Origin of the sequence: Lentzea sp. NPDC042327 (assembly GCF_040647275.1) — a bacterium.
In the GTDB taxonomy this organism is placed as follows: Bacteria; Actinomycetota; Actinomycetes; order Mycobacteriales; family Pseudonocardiaceae; genus Lentzea.
This window is the reverse complement of sequence record NZ_JBEZBX010000009.1, coordinates 367551-389681: the sequence shown is the minus strand read 5'-3', so window position 1 is coordinate 389681 and position 22131 is coordinate 367551. Positions and strand designations below refer to the sequence as shown.

20 protein-coding genes and 1 pseudogene are annotated in these 22131 nt (G+C 71.0%); 12 read left to right on the top strand and 9 right to left on the bottom strand.

Going from position 1 to position 22131, the window contains the following annotated elements; translation table 11 throughout:
- Positions 1-2208: a GH92 family glycosyl hydrolase gene (locus AB0A63_RS24940; protein WP_360395623.1), complete on the bottom strand. Its 2208-nt coding sequence runs from the start codon at positions 2206-2208 to the stop codon at positions 1-3.
- A gap of 244 nt (positions 2209-2452) precedes the next feature.
- On the opposite strand from AB0A63_RS24940, the gene AB0A63_RS24935 reads away from it, so the two are divergent.
- The 6 genes from AB0A63_RS24935 (at position 2453) to AB0A63_RS24910 (ending at position 8995) form a co-directional block, all read left to right on the top strand.
- Positions 2453-3436 carry a LacI family DNA-binding transcriptional regulator gene (locus AB0A63_RS24935; protein ID WP_360395677.1) on the top strand — a complete coding sequence of 328 codons (984 nt, stop codon included), beginning with the start codon at positions 2453-2455 and terminating at the stop codon, positions 3434-3436.
- Positions 3433-4464, top strand: a complete 1032-nt coding sequence (locus AB0A63_RS24930; protein ID WP_360395621.1) for a mannose-6-phosphate isomerase — start codon at positions 3433-3435, stop codon at positions 4462-4464. Before AB0A63_RS24935 ends, AB0A63_RS24930 begins: the two co-directional genes overlap by 4 nt.
- On the top strand, positions 4461-5225 hold the full coding sequence (locus AB0A63_RS24925; protein ID WP_360395619.1) for an ATP-binding cassette domain-containing protein: 765 nt from the start codon (positions 4461-4463) through the stop codon (positions 5223-5225). Before AB0A63_RS24930 ends, AB0A63_RS24925 begins: the two co-directional genes overlap by 4 nt.
- The gene (locus AB0A63_RS24920; RefSeq protein ID WP_360395617.1) at positions 5225-6259 is read left to right on the top strand and encodes an ABC transporter permease; all 1035 of its coding nucleotides are present in this window, start codon (positions 5225-5227) and stop codon (positions 6257-6259) included. Before AB0A63_RS24925 ends, AB0A63_RS24920 begins: the two co-directional genes overlap by 1 nt.
- A gap of 17 nt (positions 6260-6276) precedes the next feature.
- Entirely contained in the window at positions 6277-7251 is a 975-nt protein-coding gene (locus AB0A63_RS24915; protein WP_360395615.1) for an ABC transporter substrate-binding protein, read from the top strand.
- Positions 7252-7468: 217 nt separating this feature from the next.
- A complete protein-coding gene (locus AB0A63_RS24910; RefSeq protein WP_360395614.1) occupies positions 7469-8995 on the top strand; it encodes an alpha/beta hydrolase in 1527 nt (508 codons plus the stop codon).
- 119 nt (positions 8996-9114) lie between these two features.
- Here the strand turns inward: AB0A63_RS24910 and AB0A63_RS24905 are convergent, their stop codons facing one another.
- From AB0A63_RS24905 to AB0A63_RS24885, 5 genes are all read right to left on the bottom strand, one after another.
- Positions 9115-9768 carry a response regulator transcription factor gene (locus tag AB0A63_RS24905; protein ID WP_360395612.1) on the bottom strand — a complete coding sequence of 218 codons (654 nt, stop codon included), beginning with the start codon at positions 9766-9768 and terminating at the stop codon, positions 9115-9117.
- The gene (locus AB0A63_RS24900; RefSeq protein ID WP_360395610.1) at positions 9759-11267 is read right to left on the bottom strand and encodes a GAF domain-containing protein; all 1509 of its coding nucleotides are present in this window, start codon (positions 11265-11267) and stop codon (positions 9759-9761) included. Before AB0A63_RS24900 ends, AB0A63_RS24905 begins: the two co-directional genes overlap by 10 nt.
- A 148-nt stretch (positions 11268-11415) precedes the next feature.
- The gene (locus tag AB0A63_RS24895; RefSeq protein WP_360395608.1) at positions 11416-12024 is read right to left on the bottom strand and encodes a hypothetical protein; all 609 of its coding nucleotides are present in this window, start codon (positions 12022-12024) and stop codon (positions 11416-11418) included.
- Entirely contained in the window at positions 12021-12971 is a 951-nt protein-coding gene (gene meaB, locus AB0A63_RS24890) for a methylmalonyl Co-A mutase-associated GTPase MeaB (RefSeq protein WP_360395606.1), read from the bottom strand. Before meaB ends, AB0A63_RS24895 begins: the two co-directional genes overlap by 4 nt.
- An 11-nt stretch (positions 12972-12982) precedes the next feature.
- Complete coding sequence (locus AB0A63_RS24885; protein ID WP_360395605.1) at positions 12983-14173, bottom strand: acetyl-CoA C-acetyltransferase; 1191 nt, start codon at positions 14171-14173, stop codon at positions 12983-12985.
- 124 nt (positions 14174-14297) lie between these two features.
- Between AB0A63_RS24885 and mce the strand changes: the two genes are divergently transcribed.
- The 5 genes and pseudogenes from mce to AB0A63_RS24860 all read left to right on the top strand — a co-directional run bounded on the left by mce (position 14298) and on the right by AB0A63_RS24860 (position 20366).
- A complete protein-coding gene (gene mce, locus AB0A63_RS24880; protein ID WP_360395603.1) occupies positions 14298-14738 on the top strand; it encodes a methylmalonyl-CoA epimerase in 441 nt (146 codons plus the stop codon).
- A 120-nt stretch (positions 14739-14858) separates the two neighbouring features.
- Complete coding sequence (ccrA, locus tag AB0A63_RS24875; protein WP_360395601.1) at positions 14859-16172, top strand: crotonyl-CoA carboxylase/reductase; 1314 nt, start codon at positions 14859-14861, stop codon at positions 16170-16172.
- Positions 16173-16208: 36 nt separating this feature from the next.
- Positions 16209-17150: pseudogene (locus AB0A63_RS24870) on the top strand (chromosome segregation protein); the annotation flags it as partial.
- 769 nt (positions 17151-17919) lie between these two features.
- Positions 17920-19695 (top strand): 3-hydroxybutyryl-CoA dehydrogenase, encoded by a 1776-nt coding sequence (locus tag AB0A63_RS24865; RefSeq protein WP_360395599.1) that lies wholly within the window; start codon positions 17920-17922, stop codon positions 19693-19695.
- A 50-nt stretch (positions 19696-19745) separates the two neighbouring features.
- Positions 19746-20366 (top strand): DUF3558 family protein, encoded by a 621-nt coding sequence (locus AB0A63_RS24860; RefSeq protein ID WP_360395597.1) that lies wholly within the window; start codon positions 19746-19748, stop codon positions 20364-20366.
- On the opposite strand, the gene AB0A63_RS24855 is transcribed toward AB0A63_RS24860, so the two are convergent.
- The gene (locus tag AB0A63_RS24855) at positions 20363-20566 is read right to left on the bottom strand and encodes a zinc ribbon domain-containing protein (RefSeq protein ID WP_360395595.1); all 204 of its coding nucleotides are present in this window, start codon (positions 20564-20566) and stop codon (positions 20363-20365) included. The genes AB0A63_RS24860 and AB0A63_RS24855 overlap by 4 nt on opposite strands.
- 32 nt (positions 20567-20598) lie before the next feature.
- On the opposite strand from AB0A63_RS24855, the gene AB0A63_RS24850 reads away from it, so the two are divergent.
- Complete coding sequence (locus AB0A63_RS24850; RefSeq protein WP_360395593.1) at positions 20599-20895, top strand: hypothetical protein; 297 nt, start codon at positions 20599-20601, stop codon at positions 20893-20895.
- Here AB0A63_RS24850 and AB0A63_RS24845 read toward each other — a convergent pair.
- Entirely contained in the window at positions 20892-21578 is a 687-nt protein-coding gene (locus AB0A63_RS24845) for an alpha/beta fold hydrolase (RefSeq protein ID WP_360395591.1), read from the bottom strand. The genes AB0A63_RS24850 and AB0A63_RS24845 overlap by 4 nt on opposite strands.
- Positions 21571-22119 (bottom strand): GNAT family protein, encoded by a 549-nt coding sequence (locus tag AB0A63_RS24840; protein ID WP_360395589.1) that lies wholly within the window; start codon positions 22117-22119, stop codon positions 21571-21573. Before AB0A63_RS24840 ends, AB0A63_RS24845 begins: the two co-directional genes overlap by 8 nt.
- Positions 22120-22131 lie beyond the last annotated feature (12 nt).

The following is a 22131-nucleotide window of genomic DNA, read 5'->3' as shown; positions in this document are numbered from 1 at the left end:
TCAATTGGGAAGTGTGCCCAGTTCGACGTCCAGCACGGCGCCGGACCGCAGCTCGGCGACCTCGATCCGGTCCCTGGTCCTGGCGAGCCACCCGCCCCGGACCCGCCGCACCACCTGCGTCTTCGCGAGGTCGGCGCCCTCGGCCCTGATCACGACGTCCCTGCCGTTCTCCAGGTGCACCACCGCCCTGGTGAACTTCGGGGCGTGCGGCACGAACTCGCCGGTGCCGGGCACCGCCGGGTACATGCCGAGCGCGCTGAACACGTACCAGGCCGACATCGTGCCGAGGTCGTCGTTGCCGGTGACCCCGGCCGGGCCGTTGACGAACAGCGTCTGCGCGGCCCTGACGACGACCGAGGTCTTCTCCGGCTTGCCGATCAGCGCGTACATCCACGGCGCGTGCAGGTCGGGTTCGTTGTTCGGGTTGTACCGGAACTGGTTGTAGTAGTCGTAGGGCCCGACGACCCACTTCTCCCGCACCGTGCGCCTCGGGTCGGTCAGCAGGTCCGGGTAGGCGAAGAAGTCGTCGAGCCGCGCCTCGGCCGCCGCCGCGCCGCCGACCGCGGTGAGCAGGCCGGGGATGTCGTGCCGGCACAACCACTGGTACTGCCAGGCCGTGCCCTCGTGGAACCCCTCCGAGCCCTGCGGCGTGTACGGGTCGAGCCAGGAGCCGTCCCGCAGCTTCGGGCGCGGGAACCCGGTGAAGCCGCGGTCGCTCACGCCCCGGTCCCACAGGGCGCGGTGGTTGAGGCCTCGCTGCCGCAGCCGTTCCGCGTCCTCCCGGTGCCCCAGCGCCTCGGCCATGACCGCGAGCGTGGCGTCGGCGAGCGCGTACTCCAGCGTGGCGGACGCGCCGTGGTGCGGGTCGGTGTCCTGCCCCTTCTTCGGGAAGTGCTTGTCGTACTGGACGAACCCGTTCGCGAGGTAGCTCGGGTTGCCCGACCGTCCCTGGAACCGGGAGCTCTCCGGCGGCACGCCGTCGGCGTTCTGCAGCAGTGCCCGGTACGCCTGCTCCTCGAAGCCCTCCAGGTGCCCGAACCGCCACAGGTCGACCAGGAACGGCGTGACCGGGTCGCCGGTCATGCAGTTGGTCTCCTGGTTGGCGAACGCCCACCGCGGCAGCCACCCGCCCTGCTCGTGGACGGCGAGCACGCTGCGGGCGATGTCCTTGCTGCGCTTGGTCCTCAGCAGCGCCAGCAGCTGGTTGTGCGCGCGATAGGTGTCCCACAGGCTGAAGTACTCGTAGTAGGTCCAGCCGTCGGCGCGGTGGACCTGCCCGTCGAACCCGCGGTACCGGCCGTCGAGGTCGCTGCCGGTCAGCGGCTGCAACAACACGTGGTACAGCGCGGTGTAGAAGACCGCGCGCTCGTCCCAGTCGTCCGTCTCGACCTCGATGCACGCCAATTCGTCGCGCCACGCCTGCTGCGCCTCGTTGCGGAGCTCGTCGAAGCTCTTCTCCCCGGCCTCGCCGAGGTTCCCGGTCGCCCCGTCGGCGTCCACTTGCGACAGTGCGGTCTTCGCCGTGACCGGCCCGGGCTCGAAGGTGACCCACGCGCCCCGCAGCCCGGCACCGCCCCGCGACTCGCGCTGCCCCGGCTTCGCCCCGTTCGGGCCCCAGGTGCCGAACTCCCGGAACGGCCGGTCGAACCGGGTGGTGAAGTGGGAGACGTACGGCCGGCCGCCGCAGAACGCCTGCGTCTCCACGGTTCCGGCGATGGTGCGGTCGTCCAGGACCACCACGCTGCTGGCCGAGACGGGTTCCTTGTCGTTGGCCTGGCCGACGTTGACGAGCACCGTGCCGCCCACGCCACCCGGCCACGTGAACCGCTCGACGCCGACGCGCGTGGTGGCGGTGCACTCGACGGTGATGTCCCGGTCCAGCCTGACCTTGTAGTAGCCGGGCTTCCCGATCTCGCCGTCGTGGGTGTACTTCGCGCCGTAGCGCCGGTGGTCGAAGCTCGCCGGCAACGGGCCCGAGATCGGCAGGATCGAGACCAGCCCGCCCTGCTCCCAGCAGCCGGCGCCGGAGAGGAAGAAGTGGCCGAAGCCGCGGATGACCTGGTCGTCGTAGCGGTAGCCGGCGTAGTGCGAGCCGATCGGGCTGGAGTGGGCCTTGCCGAACGGCATGGAGGCGCCCGGGAAGGTGTTGCCCTCGTCCTTCGTGCCGATGAAGGTGTTGACCGACTCGATGGGGTCCAGTGCGTCCACGAGGCCCACCCTAGACGGGATTCCGGGCGCGGGCAGTGGTGCGGAGGAGTGGTTCCGCGAGCACCGGCAGGACGCGGTTGATCCTCCACAGTGGACACCGCTGGCGACCGCCCGCCACCCGGCCCCGCTTGACCGGTGCCGAACGGTTGACAAGGGCGTGGAGCCGGGGTGAGATACGGCCACTATGACAACGTTGTCCCCCAGCGGCCAGGCTGCCGGCCAGCGCAAGGTCCGCCGCGCGACGATGAACGACGTCGCACGGCTGGCGGGCGTGAGCATCAAGACCGTCTCGCGCGTGGTCAACGACGAGCCGGGTGTGCACCCGTCCACCGCGGAGCGCGTGCTGGCGGCCATCGACCAGCTCGGGTTCCGGCGGAACCTCAGCGCGCGCAACCTGCGCAGGGGGTCGTCCACCGGCACGATCGGGCTGGTGCTGGAGGACGTCGGCAACCCGTTCTACTCCGGGGTGACCCGCGCTGTCGAGGAGATCGCGCGGCTGCGGGGCAGACAGGTGATCTCCGGATCGTCCGACGAGGACCCCGGCCGGGAGCGCGAGCTCGCGCTGGAGTTCTGCAGCCGCAGGGTCGACGGGCTGCTCATCGTGCCCGCGGGCCTGCAGCACAGCTACCTGGTGCCGGAGATGCGCGCGGGGACGCCGGTGGTGTTCCTGGACCGGCCGGCCGGGGACGTCGTGGCGGACACCGTGCTGGTCGACAACATCGGCGGGACCGTCGAGGCGGTGATGCACCTGGCCTCGCACGGGCACCGGCGGATCGCGTTCCTCGGGGACGCGCCGGACATCTTCACCGCCAACGAGCGGCTGCGCGGGTACCGCGAGGGCTGCGTGCGGGCCGGGATCGGGTACCACGAGGAGCTCGTGGCGATGGGACCGCACGACGAGGCCAGCGTCGTGACGGCGTTGCAGCGGTTGCGGACCATGCGGGAGCCGGCGACGGCGGTCGTGGCGGGCAACAACCGCATCACCGTCTCCGTCCTGCGCGCGCTCGCCGGGGTCGCGGACAAGCCCGCCCTGGTGGGCTTCGACGACTTCGAGCTCGCCGACCTGCTGTCGCCGCCGGTGACCGTGATCGCGCACGACGCGAGCGCGCTCGGCAAGGCGGCCACCGATTTGTTGTTCGCCCGACTGGACGGCGACAACTCACCACCGCGCCGCGTCGTGCTGCCGGTGCGCTTGGTGCCACGAGGATCCGGGGAGGTCCACGCGTGAGTTCTGGCTTGCTCCACCAGCCGGTCAACCTGCCGGCGAACCAGCCGAAGCAGTTCTACCGCGGCGGTGAGGCGATCGCCGCGTTGCGGGGTGGCGCCGCCGCCGACTTCGGGCCGGAGGACTGGGTGGCGTCGACGACGACGCTCTTCGGCCGCAGCGACGCGGGGCTGACGACGTTGCCGGACGGCGTCCTGCTGCGGGACGCCGTCGCCGCGGACCCCACGGGGTGGCTCGGCGCCGACCACGTGGCCGAGTTCGGCGCGGACACGGCGCTGCTCGTGAAGCTGCTCGACGCCGGGCAGCGGTTGCCGGTGCACTGCCACCCCTCCAACGCCTTCGCCGCCACGCACCTGAACTGCCGGCACGGCAAGACGGAGGCGTGGATCGTGATCGGCACGACCGGCGCGAACCCGACCGTCTACATCGGATTCAAGGACGAGGTGCCCGCCGACGTCGTCGCCGGCTGGGTCGCCACGCAGAACACGACGGCGATGCTCGACGCGCTCAACCCGGTGTGCGTGCGGCCCGGTGACACGGTGTTCGTGCCCGCCGGTGTGCCGCACGCGATCGGCGAGGGCGTGTTCATCGTCGAGCTGCAGCAGCCGACCGACTTCTCGGTGACGCTGGAGTGGCAGGGGTTCCTCGCCGACGCCGACGCCGGCCACCTCGGGCTCGGCTACGACCTGGCGCTGGACTGCGTCGACCGGCAGGGCTGGGGCTCCTCGCTGGCGGAGCTCGTGCACCAGACGTCGGAGAAGTGGGCGCCGTCGGTGGACCTGCTGGGCCGCGCCGCCGACCCGTTCTTCCAGGCCGACCGCCTGCACGTGGAGGGCTCCTCCACCCTGGAGCCGTCGTTCGCCGTGCTCGTCGTGCTGGAGGGCTCCGGCCGGCTCGGCGCGCTGGACGTGCACAAGGGCAGCACCGTCGTCGTGCCGCACGCGGCCGGTGAGCTGGGGCTGACCGGTGACCTGGTGGCGGTCCGCTGCCGTCCACCCGTTCTGTCCACCCTGGAGGGCGCATCGCGATGAGCCGGCCGCTGCTGGAGGCGCGTGATCTCACGAAGAGCTACGGCACCGTGGAAGCACTCCGCGGTGCGTCGTTCACCGCCTGCGCGGGCGAGGTCGTGTCGCTGATCGGCGACAACGGCGCCGGCAAGTCCACCCTGGTGAAGTGCCTGTCCGGGGTGGAGCAGCCGACCGGCGGAACGCTGCTGTTCGAGGGGGAGCCGCTCGTGCTGGGCTCCCCCAACGACGCCCGCGACCGCGGCATCGAGACGGTGTTCCAGGACCTCGCGGTCGCGCCGGACCTCGACCCGGCCGCGAACATGTTCCTGGGCAGGGAGATCCTCAAGCCGGGTCTGCTCGGGTTCCTCGGCGTGCTCGACAAGAAGGCGATGCGCAGGCAGGCCACCGAGCACTTCACCCGCTTCGGCGCGGCGCTGCAGAGCATCGACGTGCCGATCGCGGCGCTGTCCGGTGGTCAGCGGCAGTCCGTGGCGGTCGCGCGCTCGGTGGCGTGGGCGTCGAAGCTCGTGTTCATGGACGAGCCGACCGCGGCACTCGGCGTGGTGCAGCGCGAACGCGTGCTCGACGTGATCAAGCGGGTCCGCGACGAGGGCGTCGCGGTGGTGCTGATCAGCCACAACATGCCCGAGGTGCTGTCGGTGTCCGACCGGGTCGAGGTGCTGCGCCTCGGTCGCCGGGTGGCGCGCTTCACGGCGTCCGAGACCAGTGTCGAAGAGCTCGTCGGCGCGATGACGGGTGCGCTGACCCAGGAGGACGCGGCCTGATGACCGAGGAGAAGACAACGTTGTCAGCCTCATCGGACGACCGGCGCACGCCGTTGCTGAAGCGGCTCGCCGGCGCGAACACGCTGTGGATCGGCCTGGTGCTGCTGGTGCTGGTCGCGGTGTTCGGCGCGATCCGGCCGGACGCGGTGTTCCAGGTGACCACGCTGCAGTTCCTGCTCGCGGAGACCGCCGTGCTGCTGGTGCTGTCGGTCGGCATGACGTTCGTGATCATCACCTCCGGCATCGACCTGTCCGTAGGATCGGTGCTGGTGTTCGCCTCGGTCACGTCCGCGCTGGCGATGAACGCCCTGTCCGGCGGTGACGCGACGAACGCGGGCTGGGGCGTGATCGGGCTCGGGTTGCTGGTCGCACTCGTCAGCGGCGCGGTCTGGGGCCTGCTGAACGGCCTGCTGATCTCGCGGGCGAAGATCCCGCCGCTGATCGTCACCCTGGGCTCGTTCGGCGCGGCGCAGGGCGCGGCCCTGTTGCTGAACAACGGTTCCAACGTCGCCGGTGTCCCGGACAGGCTGAGCCGCACGTTCGGTTCCGGCACGTACCTGGGCATCCCGAACATCGTGATCGTGGCCGCCGTCGTCACCGCGCTGGGCGCGCTCCTGTTGTCCACCACCCGGTTCGGCCGCTACACCTACGCCGTCGGGTCGAACGAGGAGGCGGCGCGGCGCGTCGGCATCTCGGTGCGCGGCCACCTGACGAAGGTCTACCTGCTGGCCGGCACGCTCGCGGGCCTCGCGGGGTTCCTGGGCAACGCGTTCTTCCGCGTCGCGGTCGTCACCGGCCACGAGACGGACAACCTCAACGCGATCGCCGCCGTCGTGCTGGGCGGCACGAGCATCTTCGGCGGGACGGGTTCGGTGGTGGGCACGGTCTTCGGCGTGTTCATCCCGGCGGTGCTGGAGAAGGGCCTCGTGATCATCGGGGTCAGGGAGTTCTGGCAGCCGATCGCGGTCGCGGTCGTGCTGGTGGCCGCCGTGTGGCTGGACCAGACGCGGCGGCGGGCGCGCAACCAACGTTGAGAAGGGGTGCTGGACCAATGAAGATCCGCTCCGCAGTGGCCGTCTCGGCCGCGTTCCTGCTCGCCGCGTGCGGTGGAGGTGGCCAGATCGGCGACTCGAACACGGGCGGCACCGCCGCGAACAAGAAGCTCGTGCTGATCCCCGGCATCACCGCAGAGCCGTTCTACATCTCGATGCGGTGCGGGTTCGAGGAGGCCGCCAAGGCCGCGGGCTACGAGTTCGACACGCAGGCGCCCGCCAAGTTCGACGCGGCCCAGCAGACCCCGATCGTCACCGGTGTCCTCGCCTCCAAGCCCGCCGCCGTCCTGATCGCGCCGACCGACGACAGGGCCATGGCGGGCCCGATGAAGCAGCTCAAGGACGCGGGCATCAAGGTCGTCGAGGTCGACACCAAGCTCCAGGACACCTCGATCGCCGCGTCCTCCATCTCCTCGAACAACGAGCAGGGCGGCAAGCTCGCCGCGGAGACCCTGAACAAGCTGGCCGCCGGGAAGTCCGGCTCGGTCCTGGTGCTCAACACCAAGGCCGGCACCTCGACCACGGACGCCCGCGCCAAGGGCTTCGAGGAGGCGGTCAAGGCCTACCCGAACCTCCGCTACATCGGCCAGCAGTACACCGACAACGAGCCGGCCACCGCCGCCTCGAAGGTCACCGCGACCCTGGCCGCGAACCCGGACCTGATCGGCGTGTTCGCCACGAACCTCAACACCGGCGAGGGCGCGGCGACGGGCCTGCGCAACGCGGGCAAGACGGGCGCGGTCAACCTGGTCGGGTTCGACGCCTCACCGAAGCAGGTGCAGGACCTCCAGGCGGGCACCGTGCAGGCGCTGATCGCACAGGACCCGGCCACGATCGGCAAGCAGGGCGTCGAGCAGGCGCTGGCGGCGATCGAGGGCAAGCAGAACGAGCGCGACATCGAGACCGACCTGGTGGCGATCACGAAGGACGACGCCTCGGCGAACTCGAAGTACTTCTACAGGGAGAAGTGCTGAGCTTCCCGCAAGCCTGGCGCAGGGCCGTTCCACCGCAGTGGGAGCGGCCCTGCGCCATGTCACGACCCCGAGACCTGCCAGGGAAAAATGACAACCGTCATGGCCGCATGGCCGGGTTGGGCTAAGACCAGAGGTGTACCGGGGGATCACCCTTCAGCCGTTGTCCCGCGCGCCGGAAGGCGGTGGGCTTGGGGCACAACCGAAGGGGGAACCACCGATGCGCCGAAAGCAGTTAGCGGCCGCGCTGGCCGTCGCCACGGCAACATCACTTCTCGTCGCACCGCAGGCTTCGGCCGCGCCCGCGCAGACCATCGCCTGGCGCGCCTGCTTCAGCGAGGTCCCGCCGGGAGCGCCGCCCGGTGCCGAACGGCTGGAATGCGGCACGTTCACCGCGCCGATGGACTGGAACCACCCGAACAACGGCAAGACCGTCACGATCGCCGTCAGCCGGCTCACGCCGAAGGACGGCAAGGCGAAGTCGACCGTCTTCACCAACCCCGGCGGGCCGGGCGGCGAGGGGCGCACGATGCCGCTGCTGTTCGCCGAACGGCAGAAGCTGGCGGACAACGCCGAGATCATCGGCATCGACGTGCGCGGCACGGGGGCGAGCAGCAACGTCACGTGCGGCGACTACTTCACGCTCCCCTCGACCGACCCGCGCGACCGCAGCAGGGCGAACCTCGACCTGCTCTACGACGGCATGGCGTTGCAGGCGAAGTTCTGCCAGACCAAGTCCGGTGAGCTCGGGCGCTACATCACCACCGACCAGACCGTGAAGGACCTCGACCTCCTGCGCCAGCTCCTGGGCAGGAAGAAGGTCAGCTGGCTCGGCTACTCCGGCGGCAGCTGGCTGGGCGCCTACTACGCCACGTACTTCCCGAAGACGCTCGACAAGGTCGTGCTCGACTCCAACGCCGAGTTCACCGCGCCGTGGCAGGCGGTGTTCGGCGACTGGGGCATGGGCTTCGAACGGCGGCTGCGCGTCGACTTCCTGCCGTGGGTGGCGAAGTACGACAGCGTCTACCACCTCGGGAAGACCGCCGACGAGGTGTGGCAGACCTACGAACGCACCCGCAGGAAGCTCAACGAGCAGCCGGTGACGTTGCCGGAGGGCGTCTACAACGGTGTGCTGCTCGACTTCGTGACGCGCGCCGGGCTCTACCAGAAGGGCGCGTTCGACGGCACCGCGACCAAGATCGCCGAGCTGGCCGGTGCGGCACCGCGGCGGATGAGCGCGCAGGCCACCTACCCGGACGCCTCGATCGGCACGCTGTTCTCGGTCCTGTGCAACGACACGCCGTTCCGCGGCGGGCGCACGCACCTGGAGCGCGACGCCGTGCGCGACGGCGCCCGGTGGCCGTTCTTCGGCTACTACCAGCTCGCCGGGCCGTGCGCGTTCTGGGACCGCCCGAACGTCACCCTGAAGCAGCCCACGGGCAAGGGCGTCGTGCCGACGTTGATGGTGCAGTCGGTCCGCGACCCCGCGACACCGCTCGAAGGCGCCCAGCGCGCGCACCGGGGCTTCCGGAACTCGGTGATGCTCACCGTGGAGGACGAGGGTGACCACGGCATCTACGGCTTCGGCAACGCGTGCGTCAACGACGTCGTCGAGCGCTACCTCGTCGACGGTGTCACGCCCGCGAAGGACCTGACGTGCCCCGGCGTTCCGCTGCCCGCTCCCGGCGAGACCGTGCAGAACCCGCTCACGAAGGCACGTCAGCTGGCCACCGACCTCGGCTGGTGACCCGCGTTTCCTGATGGCATCTGCAAGTACCACCAACCCTTGATCAAACCACCGCTAATTACGACCAACCTGTTCGCCGCCCGTCGAAACATTCGCGGGCGGCGACCCTGGTAACCCGGTCAGAACGTGCCGGGGTGGAGGCGTCTGCGCCGTGCCGCGTAGACGCCCGCCTCGGTCCTGCGGTCGAAGCCGAGCTTGTGCAGCAGGCTCGACACGTAGTTCTTCACGGTCTTCTCGGCCAGGAACAGGCGGTTCGCGATCTGCCGGTTCGTCATGCCCTCGGCGATCAGGTCGAGGATCCGCTTCTCCTGCGGGCTCAGCGCGGCGTAGCGCGGGTCCTCCTCCGGGCCGCCGCGCAGCCGTTGCAGCACAGTGGCCGTGACGCCGGCGTGCAGCAGGCTGCCACCGGAGGCGAGGGTGCGCACCGCGGCCACGAGGTCGTTGCCGGACACCTCCTTCAGCATGTACCCGGACGCACCGGCCATGATCGCGCCGAACAGCGCCTCGTCGTCCGAGTAGGACGTGAGCATCAGACAGGCCGGCGGTGGCTGCACCAGGCTCCTGATCTCCCGGCACACCGTCACGCCGTCACCGTCGGGCAGCCGCACGTCGATGATGGCGACGTCGGGGCGCAACCGCGGCGCCTGCGTGATCGCGGAGGTGGCGCTGTCGGCCTGGCCGACCACGGCTATGTCGTCGGCCTGCGCCAGGAGCTGCACGAGCCCCCGCCGCACGATCTCGTGGTCGTCCACCAGCAGCACCGCTATCGCCATCTCGCCTCCTGCAGCACCAACGGGACGGACCAGGTGATCCGCACACCGGCACCGGGAACGGAGTCCACCGCGCAGTTCCCGTGGTGCCGCCGCGCCCGTGCCGCCATGTTCGCCAGTCCTCCGGCGTGCTGGGCCTCCCCGCCCGGATCGTCAGCCGACGGCAAGCCGCGACCGTCGTCCTGGACGGTCAGCTCCAGTCCGGTCAGCTCCCGGTCGACGCCGATCGCGACCTTCACGCGGGTCGCCCGTGCGTGCCGTGCGACGTTGGTGAGCGCTTCCCTCAACGTGGCCACGAGGTCCGGTCGCAGCTCGTCGGGCACCACCGAGTCGAGGGGCCCCTCCAGCGACACGTCCGGCTCGAACCCCAGCAGCTGCGCCGAGTCGTGCACCGCCCGCAGCAGCTGCCCGCGCAGGCTCGTGGAGCTGGTCAGCGGCTCCTGCAACGAGAAGATGGTCCTGCGGATCTCGCGGATCGTGTGGTCGACCTCCTCCACCAAGCCGGTGATCCGCTCGGTGAGCTGCGGCTTCGCGGCCATCCCGGTCAGCCCCTGCAACCCGAGCCCCAGCCCGAACAGCCGCTGGATGACCAGGTCGTGCAGGTCCCTGGCGATCCGGTCGCGGTCCTCCAGCACCGCGATCCGCTCGGTGTCCCCCTGCGCCTCGGTGAACTCCAGCACCAGCGCCGCCTGCGCGGCGAACGCCTGCACCAGCTCCAGGTCCTCGAACGGCGGCTGGCTGCGGGTGCGGGCCACGATGAGCACGCCGAGCGTCCGCTCCCCCGCCGACATCGGCACGACCACCAGCGGCCCCGGCACCAGGTCGACCTGCCCGGCCTCGTGGCACTCCGCCCGCCCGGTCTCGTAGACCCGGTAGCTGACCGTGCCGTCGCGCGGCACCCGCATGCCCTCCGCGTCGTAGGTCCCGCCGTCGGTGACCTCGATGACCAGCTCACCGGCGTGGTCCGGCAGCACCAGCGCGCTGAAGTTCGCGTTCGCCGCGACCCGCGCCCGTTGCGCGACGAGGTAGAGCGCGTCGCGCCCGGTCGTGCCGGTGAGCAGGGCGGTGGTGACCTCGGCCGCCGCCGTCAGCCACGTCTCCCGCTTGCGCAGCCGGTCGTGGTCGCGCTGCTTCTCGATCGCCACCCCGGCGGCTGCCGCCAAAGTGGCCACCCGCTCCCGGTCGTCGTCGCCGAACACCGGTTTGCCCGCGAGGTGGAGGTTGCCGAAGTCCTCCCCGCCGACCTGGATCGCCGCCCCGATGAAGTGCGTGTCGTCGATCGAGCGCGGGTCCCCCGCGGTGATGTGGCCGGGGTGCTGCCCTGACCACTCGACGAGCTCCCGGTGGCCGTTCACGACCGCCAGTGCGCCGTAAGGGGCGTCGACCAGGTCGCAGGCGGACTCCACGACCAGGTGAAGGAGGTCGGGCAACGAGCGGCTGTCAGCGAGCGACAACACCACGTCGAGAAGGCGCTGATCGGTGCTCAAGTTGCCGCCGCCCACGGGCTTCACCTCTTTGCCAGGGAGAGAAGTGACACCGCACGAACGACTGAGGGTAACTCCCCTGCGTAGTCAGAGGGGAGACCATCACCGGAAATGGTGAAAACTGAGGTTACTCAGAGTAGAGGGTCGGTCGAGTTGCCCGGCGGGTTCAGTGCAGCCCGACGGTGAACCCCTCGTCGATCACGCCGCGGTAGATCTGCGGGGCGAACGTCCGCAGCCCGGCGTCGATCGGCGCGATCATCGACGCCGAGTCGCCGAGGGCCAGCCGGTACCCGTTCTGCACGCGGTGGAACTCCCACAGGGGCTCCATGGTCGGGTGGGCGGCGCGGAAGCGCGGCGGGTCGAGGGGGTGGAGGTCGACGCGGACCAGCGTGCGTCGGACCAAGGCGTCGGCGAGCTCGACGGCCCGTTCACGGGTGCGGGAGATCGAGACGGCGCCGAGGTCCTGCCAGGCGACGGCCCACGGTGCGCCCTGCGGGTCGTCGAGGCGGATGCCCTGCTGCTCGATGACCAGCTTGCGGGGCCGGGAGATGGTCTTGAACTTCACCAGGGCCATCACGCCGATGAAGGTGAACGCGAGGCCGATGACACCGGCGATGGAGCCGCCGACCGGTTCGCCGTCGAGGAACGCGGTCACGGCGCCGATCAGCGCGAGGATGCCGAGACCACCGGCCAGCGAGCCGCCGAGCAGGACCTTGCGGGTGTCGCTCTTGCCCAGGTCGAGGACGACAGGTGCGGGCGCTCCCCAAGCGGTCATGCCCGCAGGTTACCGCTGATCAACTGCTCCGCGGCCGTGAACGGGTCCAGCTCGCCCGCCACCACGCGCCGCGCGAGCCCGTCGGCGGGACCGAGGCGGGTGCGGACGCGGTCGACGGCGATGGCCTCGACCTCGGCGGCCGCGCGGCGCAGGCGGCGTTCGGCGAGCTCGCCGTGCTCGGCCATCCACCGCTGGTGGGCGTCGATGGCCGCCACGACGGAGTCGAGGCCCTCCGAGCGGGCGGCCACCGTCTTCACCACGGGCGGGCGCCACACCGGGCCGGTGCGGTCGCGGCGGCCCAGGGAGATCATGTGCTTGAGGTCGCGGGCGGTCTGGTCGGCGCCGTCGCGGTCGGCCTTGTTCACGACGAACACGTCGGCGATCTCCAGGATGCCCGCCTTGGCTGCCTGGATGCCGTCGCCCATGCCCGGCGCGAGGAGCACGAGGGTGGTATCGGCGAGGGCCACGACCTCGATCTCGGACTGGCCGACGCCCACGGTCTCCACGAGCACGACGTCGAACCCGGCCGCGTCGAGCACGCGCAGCGCCTGCGGGGTGGCCCAGGACAGGCCGCCGAGGTGGCCGCGCGTGGCCATCGAACGGATGAAAACGCCCGAGTCGGTCGCGTGGTCGCCCATCCGGACCCGGTCACCCAGGAGGGCGCCCCCGGAGAACGGGCTGGACGGGTCGACCGCGATCACGGCCACCCGCTTGCCCGCGGCGCGGAAGGCGCGCACGAGGGCGTTGGTGGAGGTCGACTTGCCGACGCCGGGGGCGCCGGTGATGCCGACGACCTGGGCGTGCCCGGTGAACGGGGTGAGCGCCGCGGCCACCAGGGGCAGCTCGTCGCTGCCCTGTTCCACCAGGGAGATCAGCCTGGCGACCGCGCGCGGCTCGCCGTCACGCGCGCGGCCGACCAGTTCTGCTACGTCAACGGCCTTGGCCACAAACGCGGTCCCTAGGCCTTCGTCGGCACGCGGAGGATCAGGGCGTCGCCCTGCCCGCCGCCACCGCACAGCGCCGCGGCACCCACGCCGCCGCCGCGCCGCTGCAGCTCGAGAGCGAGGTGCAGGGCGATGCGCGCGCCGGACATGCCGATCGGGTGGCCCAGTGCGATGGCCCCGCCGTTGACGTTGACCTTGTCCTCGGAGATCCCGAGCTGACGGGTCGACACGATGCCGACCGCCGCGAACGCCTCGTTGATCTCGACCAGGTCGAGGTCGGCGGGCGAGATGCCCTCCTTGGCGCACGCGGCCTTGATGGCGTTGGAGGGCTGCTCGTGCAGCGAGGCGTCGGGGCCGGCGACCACGCCGTGCGCGCCGATCTCCGCGATCCACTCCAGGCCCAGCTCCTCGGCCTTGGCCTTGCTCATCACCACGACGGCGGCCGCGCCGTCGGAGATCTGCGACGCCGAGCCCGCGGTGATCGTGCCGTCCGCGGCGAACGCGGGACGCAGCTTGCCGAGCGACTCGGCGGTCGTGTCGGCGCGCACGCCCTCGTCCGTGCTGAACAGGACCGGGTCGCCCTTGCGCTGCGGGATCGACACCGGGGCGATCTCGGCCTCGAACACGCCGTTCCCGGCGGCCTTGGCGGCGAGCTGGTGCGAGCGCGCGGAGAACGCGTCCTGCTCCTCGCGCGTGACGCCGTAGCGGCCGTTGTACTTCTCGGTCGACGAGCCCATCGCGACCTGGTCGAACGCGCAGAACAGACCGTCGTGGGCCATGTGGTCCTGCATCTGCACGTCGCCGTACTTGAACCCGCCGCGCGACTTCGGCAGCAGGTGCGGCGCCTGCGTCATCGACTCCTGGCCACCGGCCACGACCACGTCGAACTCGCCGGCGCGGATCAGCTGGTCGGCCAGCGCGATCGCGTCGATGCCGGACAGGCACACCTTGTTGATGGTCAGCGCGGGCACGCTCATCGGGATGCCCGCGGCGGCGGCGGCCTGGCGGGCGGGGATCTGGCCGGCACCCGCGGTCAGCACCTGACCCATGATCACGTACTGGACCTGCTCGGGGGCGACGCCCGCGCGCTCCAGTGCCGCCTTGATCGCGACGCCGCCCAGTTGGGCACCCGAGAAGTCCTTGAGCGATCCGAGCAGTCGACCCATCGGGGTGCGCGCCCCGGCGACGATGACGGAACCGGACACAGCTGCCTCCATGGAAGAGCGAACGGTCGTTAACTGAGCACCATACCCGCGGCTACTCGGCGGTAACGCTGTGAGACCTCGCACAGGGGCGCCTGCACCGATCGAGTCGATACCCTTCGCTCTCATGAACGCAGAACTCGCTCGATTCGTGACCGCGATCGACCACGTGGGCATCGCGGTGCCCGATCTCGACGTCGCGATCGCGTTCTACCGCGACAACTTCGGCCTCGAGGTCGCCCACGAGGAGGTCAACGAGGAGCAGGGCGTGCGCGAGGCGATGCTGCACGCGCCCGGCGACCACGACGGCACCGCGATCCAGCTGCTCGCGCCGCTGAACGAGGACTCGACGATCGCCAAGTTCATCGGCCGCAGCGGCCCCGGCCTGCAGCAGCTCGCCTACCGGGTGTCCGATGTGGACGTCGCGGCGGACGCGCTGCGTGCGAAGGGCCTGCGGCTGCTCTACGCCGCCGCCAAGCGCGGCACGGCGAACAGCCGGGTCAACTTCGTGCACCCGAAGGACGCCGGCGGCGTGCTCATCGAGCTGGTCGAGCCCGCGGAGCACTGACCGGAGGACCCGGTCCGGCGAATGCGCGTGGCATCCCTCACAGGTGTGACTCTGAATCGGTTACTGCTGAGTAACCTCCGGCAACCTGCGACTATCCCTCAACCGGGAAGGAATGCCGCCGTGCAGAAGATCCTTGACGCGATCCTGGCCGACGAGCTGGACGCGATCGGTTCGCTGGACGTTCCGGAGAGCTATCGGGGCGTGACCGTGCACGCGGACGAGGCCGACATGTTCGCGGGCCTCGAGACGCGGGACAAGGACCCGCGCAAGTCGCTGCACGTCGACGAGGTCGCCACGCCGGAGCTCGGGCCGGGTGAGGCGCTGGTGGCCGTCATGGCCTCCGCGATCAACTACAACACCGTCTGGACCTCGATCTTCGAGCCGGTGTCCACGTTCGGGTTCCTCCGGAAGCTGGGCGGCCGCCACGACCTGCCGTACCACGTCGTGGGATCGGACCTGGCCGGCGTCGTCGTGCGGGTCGGCCCCGGCGTCACCGCGTGGAAGCCGGGTGACCGGGTGGTCGCGCACTGCCTGGACGTGCCGCTGGAGGCGCCGGACGGGCACAACGACACGATGCTCGACCCCCAGCAGCGGATCTGGGGCTTCGAGACGAACTTCGGTGGTCTCGCGGACCTCGCGCTGGTGAAGTCGAACCAGCTGATGCCGATGCCGAAGCACCTCACGTGGGAGGAGGCGGCGTCGCCGGGCCTGGTGAACTCCACCGCCTACCGGCAGCTGGTGTCGACCAACGGCGCGAACATGAAGCAGGGCGACACGGTCCTGATCTGGGGCGCGTCCGGCGGCCTGGGTTCCTACGCCACGCAGTTCGCGTTGAACGGCGGCGCGACGCCCGTGTGCGTCGTCTCCTCGCCGGAGAAGGCGGAGATCGTCCGTTCGATGGGCGCCGAACTGATCATCGACCGTTCGGCGGAGGGCTACAAGTTCTGGAAGAACGAGCACGAGCAGGACCCGCGGGAGTGGAAGCGGTTCGGCGCGAAGATCCGCGAGCTGACCGGCGGCGAGGACCCGGACATCGTGTTCGAGCACCCCGGCCGTGAGACGTTCGGCGCGTCGGTGTTCGTCGCGCGCAAGGGCGGCAAGATCGTCACGTGCGCGTCGACCTCCGGGTACATGCACCAGTACGACAACCGCTACCTCTGGATGAACCTCAAGCACATCCTCTCGTCCCACTTCGCGAACTACCGCGAGGCGTGGGAGGCGAACCGGTTGATCGCCAAGGGAAAGATCCACCCAACGGTGTCCAAGGTGTACTCAATGGACGAAACGGGCCAGGCCGCGCACGACGTCCACCGCAACGCGCACCAGGGCAAGGTCGGCGTGCTGTGCCTTGCACCGGAAGAGGGTCTGGGTGTGCTTGACCACGAACTGCGTGCGAAGCACCTCACGGCCATCAACCGATTCCGGGGTGTGTGACCTTCTGAAGACACTCGAACGGGTAGCGTGAGGGGCATGGGCCCCCTCGCCGACGACCGTGACCTCGTCCCTCTGGGATCCGGATTCGACATCGTCAAGCGCGGTTACGACCGCGCCCAGGTCGAGGACCACCTCGAACGCCTCGACTCGGACCTGCGGCTGCTGGCCGCGGACCGCGACGCCGCCGTGTCCCAGACGTCCGACCTGGCGCGCCAGCTGGAGGCCGCACGCTCGGAGATCACCGAGCTGCGCAACCAGGTGGAGCGCCTGTCGCTGCCGCCGACGACGCTGGAGGGGCTCTCCGAGCGCCTCCAGCGCATGCTGCGGCTGGCGCAGGACGAGGCCAACGAGATCAAGGCCCGCGCCGAGGCGGAGAGCGGGCACATCCGCGCCAAGGCGGAAGCCGACGCGGGGGTGCTCCGCCAGCGCTACGAGAAGCTGATCCAGGAGCTCGACGAGCGCCGCTCGGCCATGGAGACCGAGCACAGGGGCGTGCTGGAGACGGCGCGCGGCGAGGCCGAGAAGATCGTCTCCGAGGCGGAGGCCGCGGCCCGCAAGATCGCCGACGACTCCGAGCAGCGCCGGGTGACCGTCGAGGAGGACTTCGAGATCGCGATGGCGGCCCGCCGGTCGGAGGCGATGGCGACGCTGGCCACGCAGGAGGCCAACTCCAAGGCCGAGGCCGACCGCCGGCTGCGGGAGGCCTCCGAGGAGGCCGCGCGCATCCGCGCCGCCGTGGCGCAGGAGCAGGCCACCTCGAAGACCGAGGCCGAACGCCGCGTCCGCGAGGCGACGGAGGAGGCCAACCGCCGCCGCCACGACTCGGTGACCGAGGCGACCGCGCGCATCCAGGAGGCCACGGACGAGGCGAACCGCCGGGTCCGCGAGGCCACCGAGGAGGCCAACCGCCGCACCACCGCCGCCACGCAGCGCGTCGACCAGCTCCGCACCCTGCGCAACCGGCTGTCGCACCAGCTGCACGGCGTGCGGGCGGCGCTGCAGGACGTCGTGCCGCTGCTCGACCCGATCGAGGAGCAGCCGGAAGCGACCGCGCCGGAACCGGCCGAGCCGAAGGCGGCCCAGCAGGTCGTCCAGCCGGTCCAGCAGCCGGTTCAGCAGGCGCCCGCCCAGCAGCAGCCCACTCAGCAGCAGCCCACTCAGCAGGCGCCCGCCCAGCAGCCGCCTGCCCAGCCCGCCGCCGAGGCGCAGAAGGCCGCGCCCGCTCCGCAGCAGGCCCCGCAGGCGCAGAACCCGCAGGCCCAGGCCCCGCAGGCCCCTGCTCCGGTTCCCGCCGCGCCGACCAAGGCAGCGCAGACCCAGTCAGCACCGGCCAAGGCACCGGCGGCACCGACCAGGGCCGCGGCTCCGCAGGCCGTTCCGCAGCCGCCCGCCACGCCCGCACCGGCCCCGCAGCAGGCTCCGGCGGCTCCCGCCAAGCCCGCCCAGCAGGCACCCGCCGCGGTGGACGGCCCGACGAAGAAGCTCACGCGCCCGCAGCCGGCCAAGAAGTCCTGACAGCACCGCAGTCACAGCGGCCGCGACTCCACCGGAGTCGCGGCCGTTGCTCGTTCAGCGGCACGCAACCGTTGCGCCATCTGGGGTTTTCCCGTTCGTGACGTGCCGCTGGACCGTTCACTGTTTCGATCCCGATGGCGAAGCTCACGGCACTCGTCCCACCGGGGAGTGGCATAGTCGCCCGCAAGTTACTCCTTGGTAGCCCACGCTTTGTCCCGCAGGGAGGTCTGCAGTGGCGCGCGAGATCAACACCGTCGGAGTCGTCGGTTTCGGAACCATGGGCGCGGGCATCGCGGAGGTGCTCGCACGCACCGGGCTCGCGGTGCGGGCGGTGGACGTCGACGCGGCCGGTCTCGAACGCGGCCTCGGGCACCTGGAGCACTCGACCGCGCGGGCGGTGCAGGGCGGCAAGCTGACCGAGGACGAGAAGACGGCGCTGCACGGCCGGATCACGACCTCGCTGCGGCTCGCGGACCTCGCCGACTGCGACCTGGTCGTCGAGGCGGTGCCGGAGAGCATCGAGCTCAAGGCGGGCATCTTCCGCGAGCTCGACCAGATCCTGAAGCCCGAGGCCGTGATCGCCTCGAACACCTCGTCGCTGTCGATCACCGAGATCGGCGTGCACACCGGGCGGCCGGGCAAGGTCGTCGGCCTGCACTTCTTCAACCCCACGCAGGTGCTGAAGCTCGTCGAGGTCGTGCGCACGGTCGTCACCGAGGCGGACGTGGTCGCCGACGTCGTGGCGTTCGTGGAACGGCTGGGCAAGTCGCCGGTCGTGATCGGCGACCGCGCAGGGTTCATCGCGAACGCGCTGCTCTTCCCGTACCTCAACCACGCGGTGAAGATGCTGGAGTCGAAGTACGCGACGCGCGAGGACCTCGACGCCGCGATGCGCTACGGCTGCGGCTACCCGATGGGCCCGCTGGCGTTGCTGGACCTCATCGGCCTGGACACCGCCTACGAGATCCTCGACACGATGTACCACCAGTCGCGCAACCGCCTGCACGCGCCGGCGCCGCTGCTCAAGCAGATGATCACGGCGGGGCTGCTGGGCCGCAAGTCGGGGCGCGGCTTCTACACCTACGACGGCCCCGACTCGCCGACCGTGGTGGCCGACGCGCTGACGCCGTCCACTGTGGACAGCTCGGTGCCGGTGCGCGAGGTGCAGCGGGTCGGTGTCATCGGCACCGGCACGATGGCGACCGGCATCGCCGAGGTGTTCGCCAAGCGCGGCTACGACGTGGTCCTGCGGGCGCGCAGCCTCGACAAGGCCGAGAAGGCGATCGGGACGGTGGGCAGGTCGCTGGAGCGCGCCGTGTCGAAGGGCAAGCTCAGCGAAGCTGACCGGGACGCGGCGCTGGCCCGCGTCACGCCGGCCGTGGAGTTCGTGGACCTCGCCGACTGCGACCTGGTGGTCGAGGCGGTCGCCGAGGAGATCGGCGTCAAGAAGGAGGTCTTCGCGGCGCTCGACGAGGTGTGCAAGCCCGGCGCCGTGCTCGCGACGACCACGTCCTCCCTGCCGGTCATCGAGGTCGCCGCGGCCACGTCCCGCCCCGCCGACGTCGTGGGCCTGCACTTCTTCAACCCGGCGCAGGTCATGAAGCTGGTGGAGGTCGTCGAGACGATCTCCACGAGCGCGGACGTCGTGGCGACGGCCCGCAAGGTCTGCCTGGACCTCGGCAAGCACCCGGTGCACTGCGGTGACGTCGCGGGCTTCATCGTGAACGCGCTGCTCTTCCCGTACCTGAACGACGCGGTGAAGATGCTGGAGGCGCACTACGCGGAGGCCGACGACATCGACAACGCGATGAAGGTCGGCTGCGGCCTGCCGATGGGCCCGTTCGCGCTGCTGGACGTCGTGGGCCTGGACGTGTCGCTGGCCATCGAGCGCACCCTGTACCTGGAGTTCCGCGAGCCCGGTTTCGCGCCGGCGCCGCTGCTGGAACACCTGGTCACAGCGGGTCGCCTGGGCCGCAAGACGGGCAAGGGCTTCCGCGACTACACGTGAGCGCTGTACCGCTGACAGGGGCACCACGCCGGACGTGGCATGGTGGTGCCATGCGTCGACTGGTGCTCCTGTTGGCTGTCCTCGTGCTCGTCGCCGGCTGTGCCGGGAAGACGACGGTCGAGGGCAGTCCGAAGGCGCAGGACGCGATCGACGCGGCCTCGCCGTTCGACCAGGAGGCACCGCCCTCCGAAGACCCGGACCCGTCCGGCGACCCCGACCCGTCCGGCGACCCCTCCGAGGAGCCGGACACCACGCCGATCGACGGCGAGGTGCAGGGCGTGTGCGCCGTGCTGAAGTGGACGGACCTGCCCTACCCCGGCGCCAAGGCGGAGACCCCGCCGACGCAGATGAACTACGACTCGACGTTCGACCAGTCGTGCCGCTGGACCACGAAGGTCGACAACGCCGAGGTGGGCGTCTCGCTGCGGTTCCGCGAGGGCAAGCAGATCACGATCGAGCGCACCACCGGCGAGTACGAGGTCGGCGGCAAGAAGGTGCCCTACCTCGACCGGTCCGACGACCCCGAGGTGCAGCCGACGTGCGTGCTGGTCGCCCCGTACGACGGCGGCGGGCTCGGGATCATCGTGATCGACTCGACCGGCAAGTTCGGCGGTGTCTGCGACCAGGGCCGCAAGATCGCCGAGATCATGCTGTCCCGGTCGCCGTCCTAGCCGCAGCAGCCTCCGCCGCAGCACCCGCCGCCACCGCCGCCCGGTTGCTGGGCGGTGCCGCCGATCCCGGCCATGGACAGCAGCTTCACCGTGTCCGCGTGACCACCGGGACAGCTCGCGGGCGCTGACGACTCGCTCATGGGGCGCTTCAGCTCGAAGGTGTCGTCGCACGTTCGGCAGCGGAACTCGTAGGTCGGCACGACCTGATTCTACGAGCGGTTACCGTGTGGCCGTGCCGCGTCGCAACAGCCCCAAGCCAGAAGAGCACCGTCCGCTGGGCGGCGGTGTCGGCTGGGCGCGCTCCGAACGGGGTCCCGACGGCGAGGACTACCTGGTGCGCGCCATCTCCGGCACGCAGGCCCAGAAGACCTACCGCTGCCCCGGCTGCGACCACGAGATCCGCCCCGGCACCCCGCACGTGGTGGCGTGGCCCGCGCACGAGGCGGGCTCCGCGGAGGAACGCCGCCACTGGCACCAGGGCTGCTGGGACTCGCGCGGCCGGCGCGGACCGACCACGCGCCGCTTCTAGAGCCCGACCTGGACCCGCCACCGCTCCAGCCGCGCGCGGAACTCGTCCGGCTGCTCGACCGGCGGCAGGTGCCCCGCGTCCTCGATCCGTTCGCTGGTGCTGCGCTTCAACGTGACCGCGAGCTTCGCGGCGACGTCCGGCGGCGTGAGCCGGTCGTGCTCACCGACCAGCACCAGCGACGGCACGTCCAGCGACTCCAGCACCTCGGTCGAGTCCGGCCGCTGCGCCATCGCGCGCTGCCACCAAGCCACGTCCTCCGCGCTCTGGTCGAGGACCATGGCCCTGGTCAGCGCCTTCGCCTCGGCCGACGCGCCCGGCCCGAGCAGGTTCGGCAGCATCGCGTCGGCGAGCCAGTCGCCGACGCCCTCCCGTTCGACCCGCTCGGCCATCGCGTACCGGTTCGCGGCCGCCTCCTCGGTGTCCGCGGTGTGCTTGGTGTCGACGAAGACCAGGCCCTTGACCCGTTCCGGCGCGATTCGCAGCAACGCCATCGCCACGTACCCGCCCATCGAGCACCCGCCGAGCAGGAACCGGTCGAGGTCGTCGAGCCCGGCGAGCACTCCCTCGGCGAGCGTCGTCAGGTCCGGCTCACCGGCCCCGCGCAACGACGGCGTCCGCGCCCCCGGCACGTCCCACATGCGCGCGTCCAGCGGAAAGGCGTGCAACAGCACGAGGTCATCCATCGATCCACTCCGGAGCCAGCACCGACCACACCTCCATGTCGTGACGCACACCGCGGTAGAGGTAGTGCTCCCGCAGCACGCCGTCCCTCCTCATGCCCAGCCGCCGCGCCACCGCGATGCTCGGCGCGTTGGCCGACGACACCAACCACTCAACCCGATGCACACCCCGCTCGCGAATCGCCCAGTCGACCACCAGCCGCGCGGCCCGCGTGACCAGCCCCCTGCCCGCGGCCGACGGCTCCAGCCAGCACCCGGCCTCGGCGGTGCCCTGCCGCAGGTCCATGACCCGGAACAACACCCCGCCGACCAGCTGCCCGTCGAGCCAGATGCCGTAGATGCGACCGGAGTCGGTCTTCGCCTTCTCCGCGTACCCGGTCAGGTAACCCCGCGCCGCCTCCACGTCCGGCACGGCGTCGGGCAGCGCGATGTACCGCCCGATGAACTCGCGCCCGCGCTCGATGTTCGCGAAGAACTCCGGCGCGTGCCACGGCTCCAACGGCCGCAGCTCGGCGCCGTCGTCGCCCAGTGACCTGCTGAACATCCCCGTCTCCCC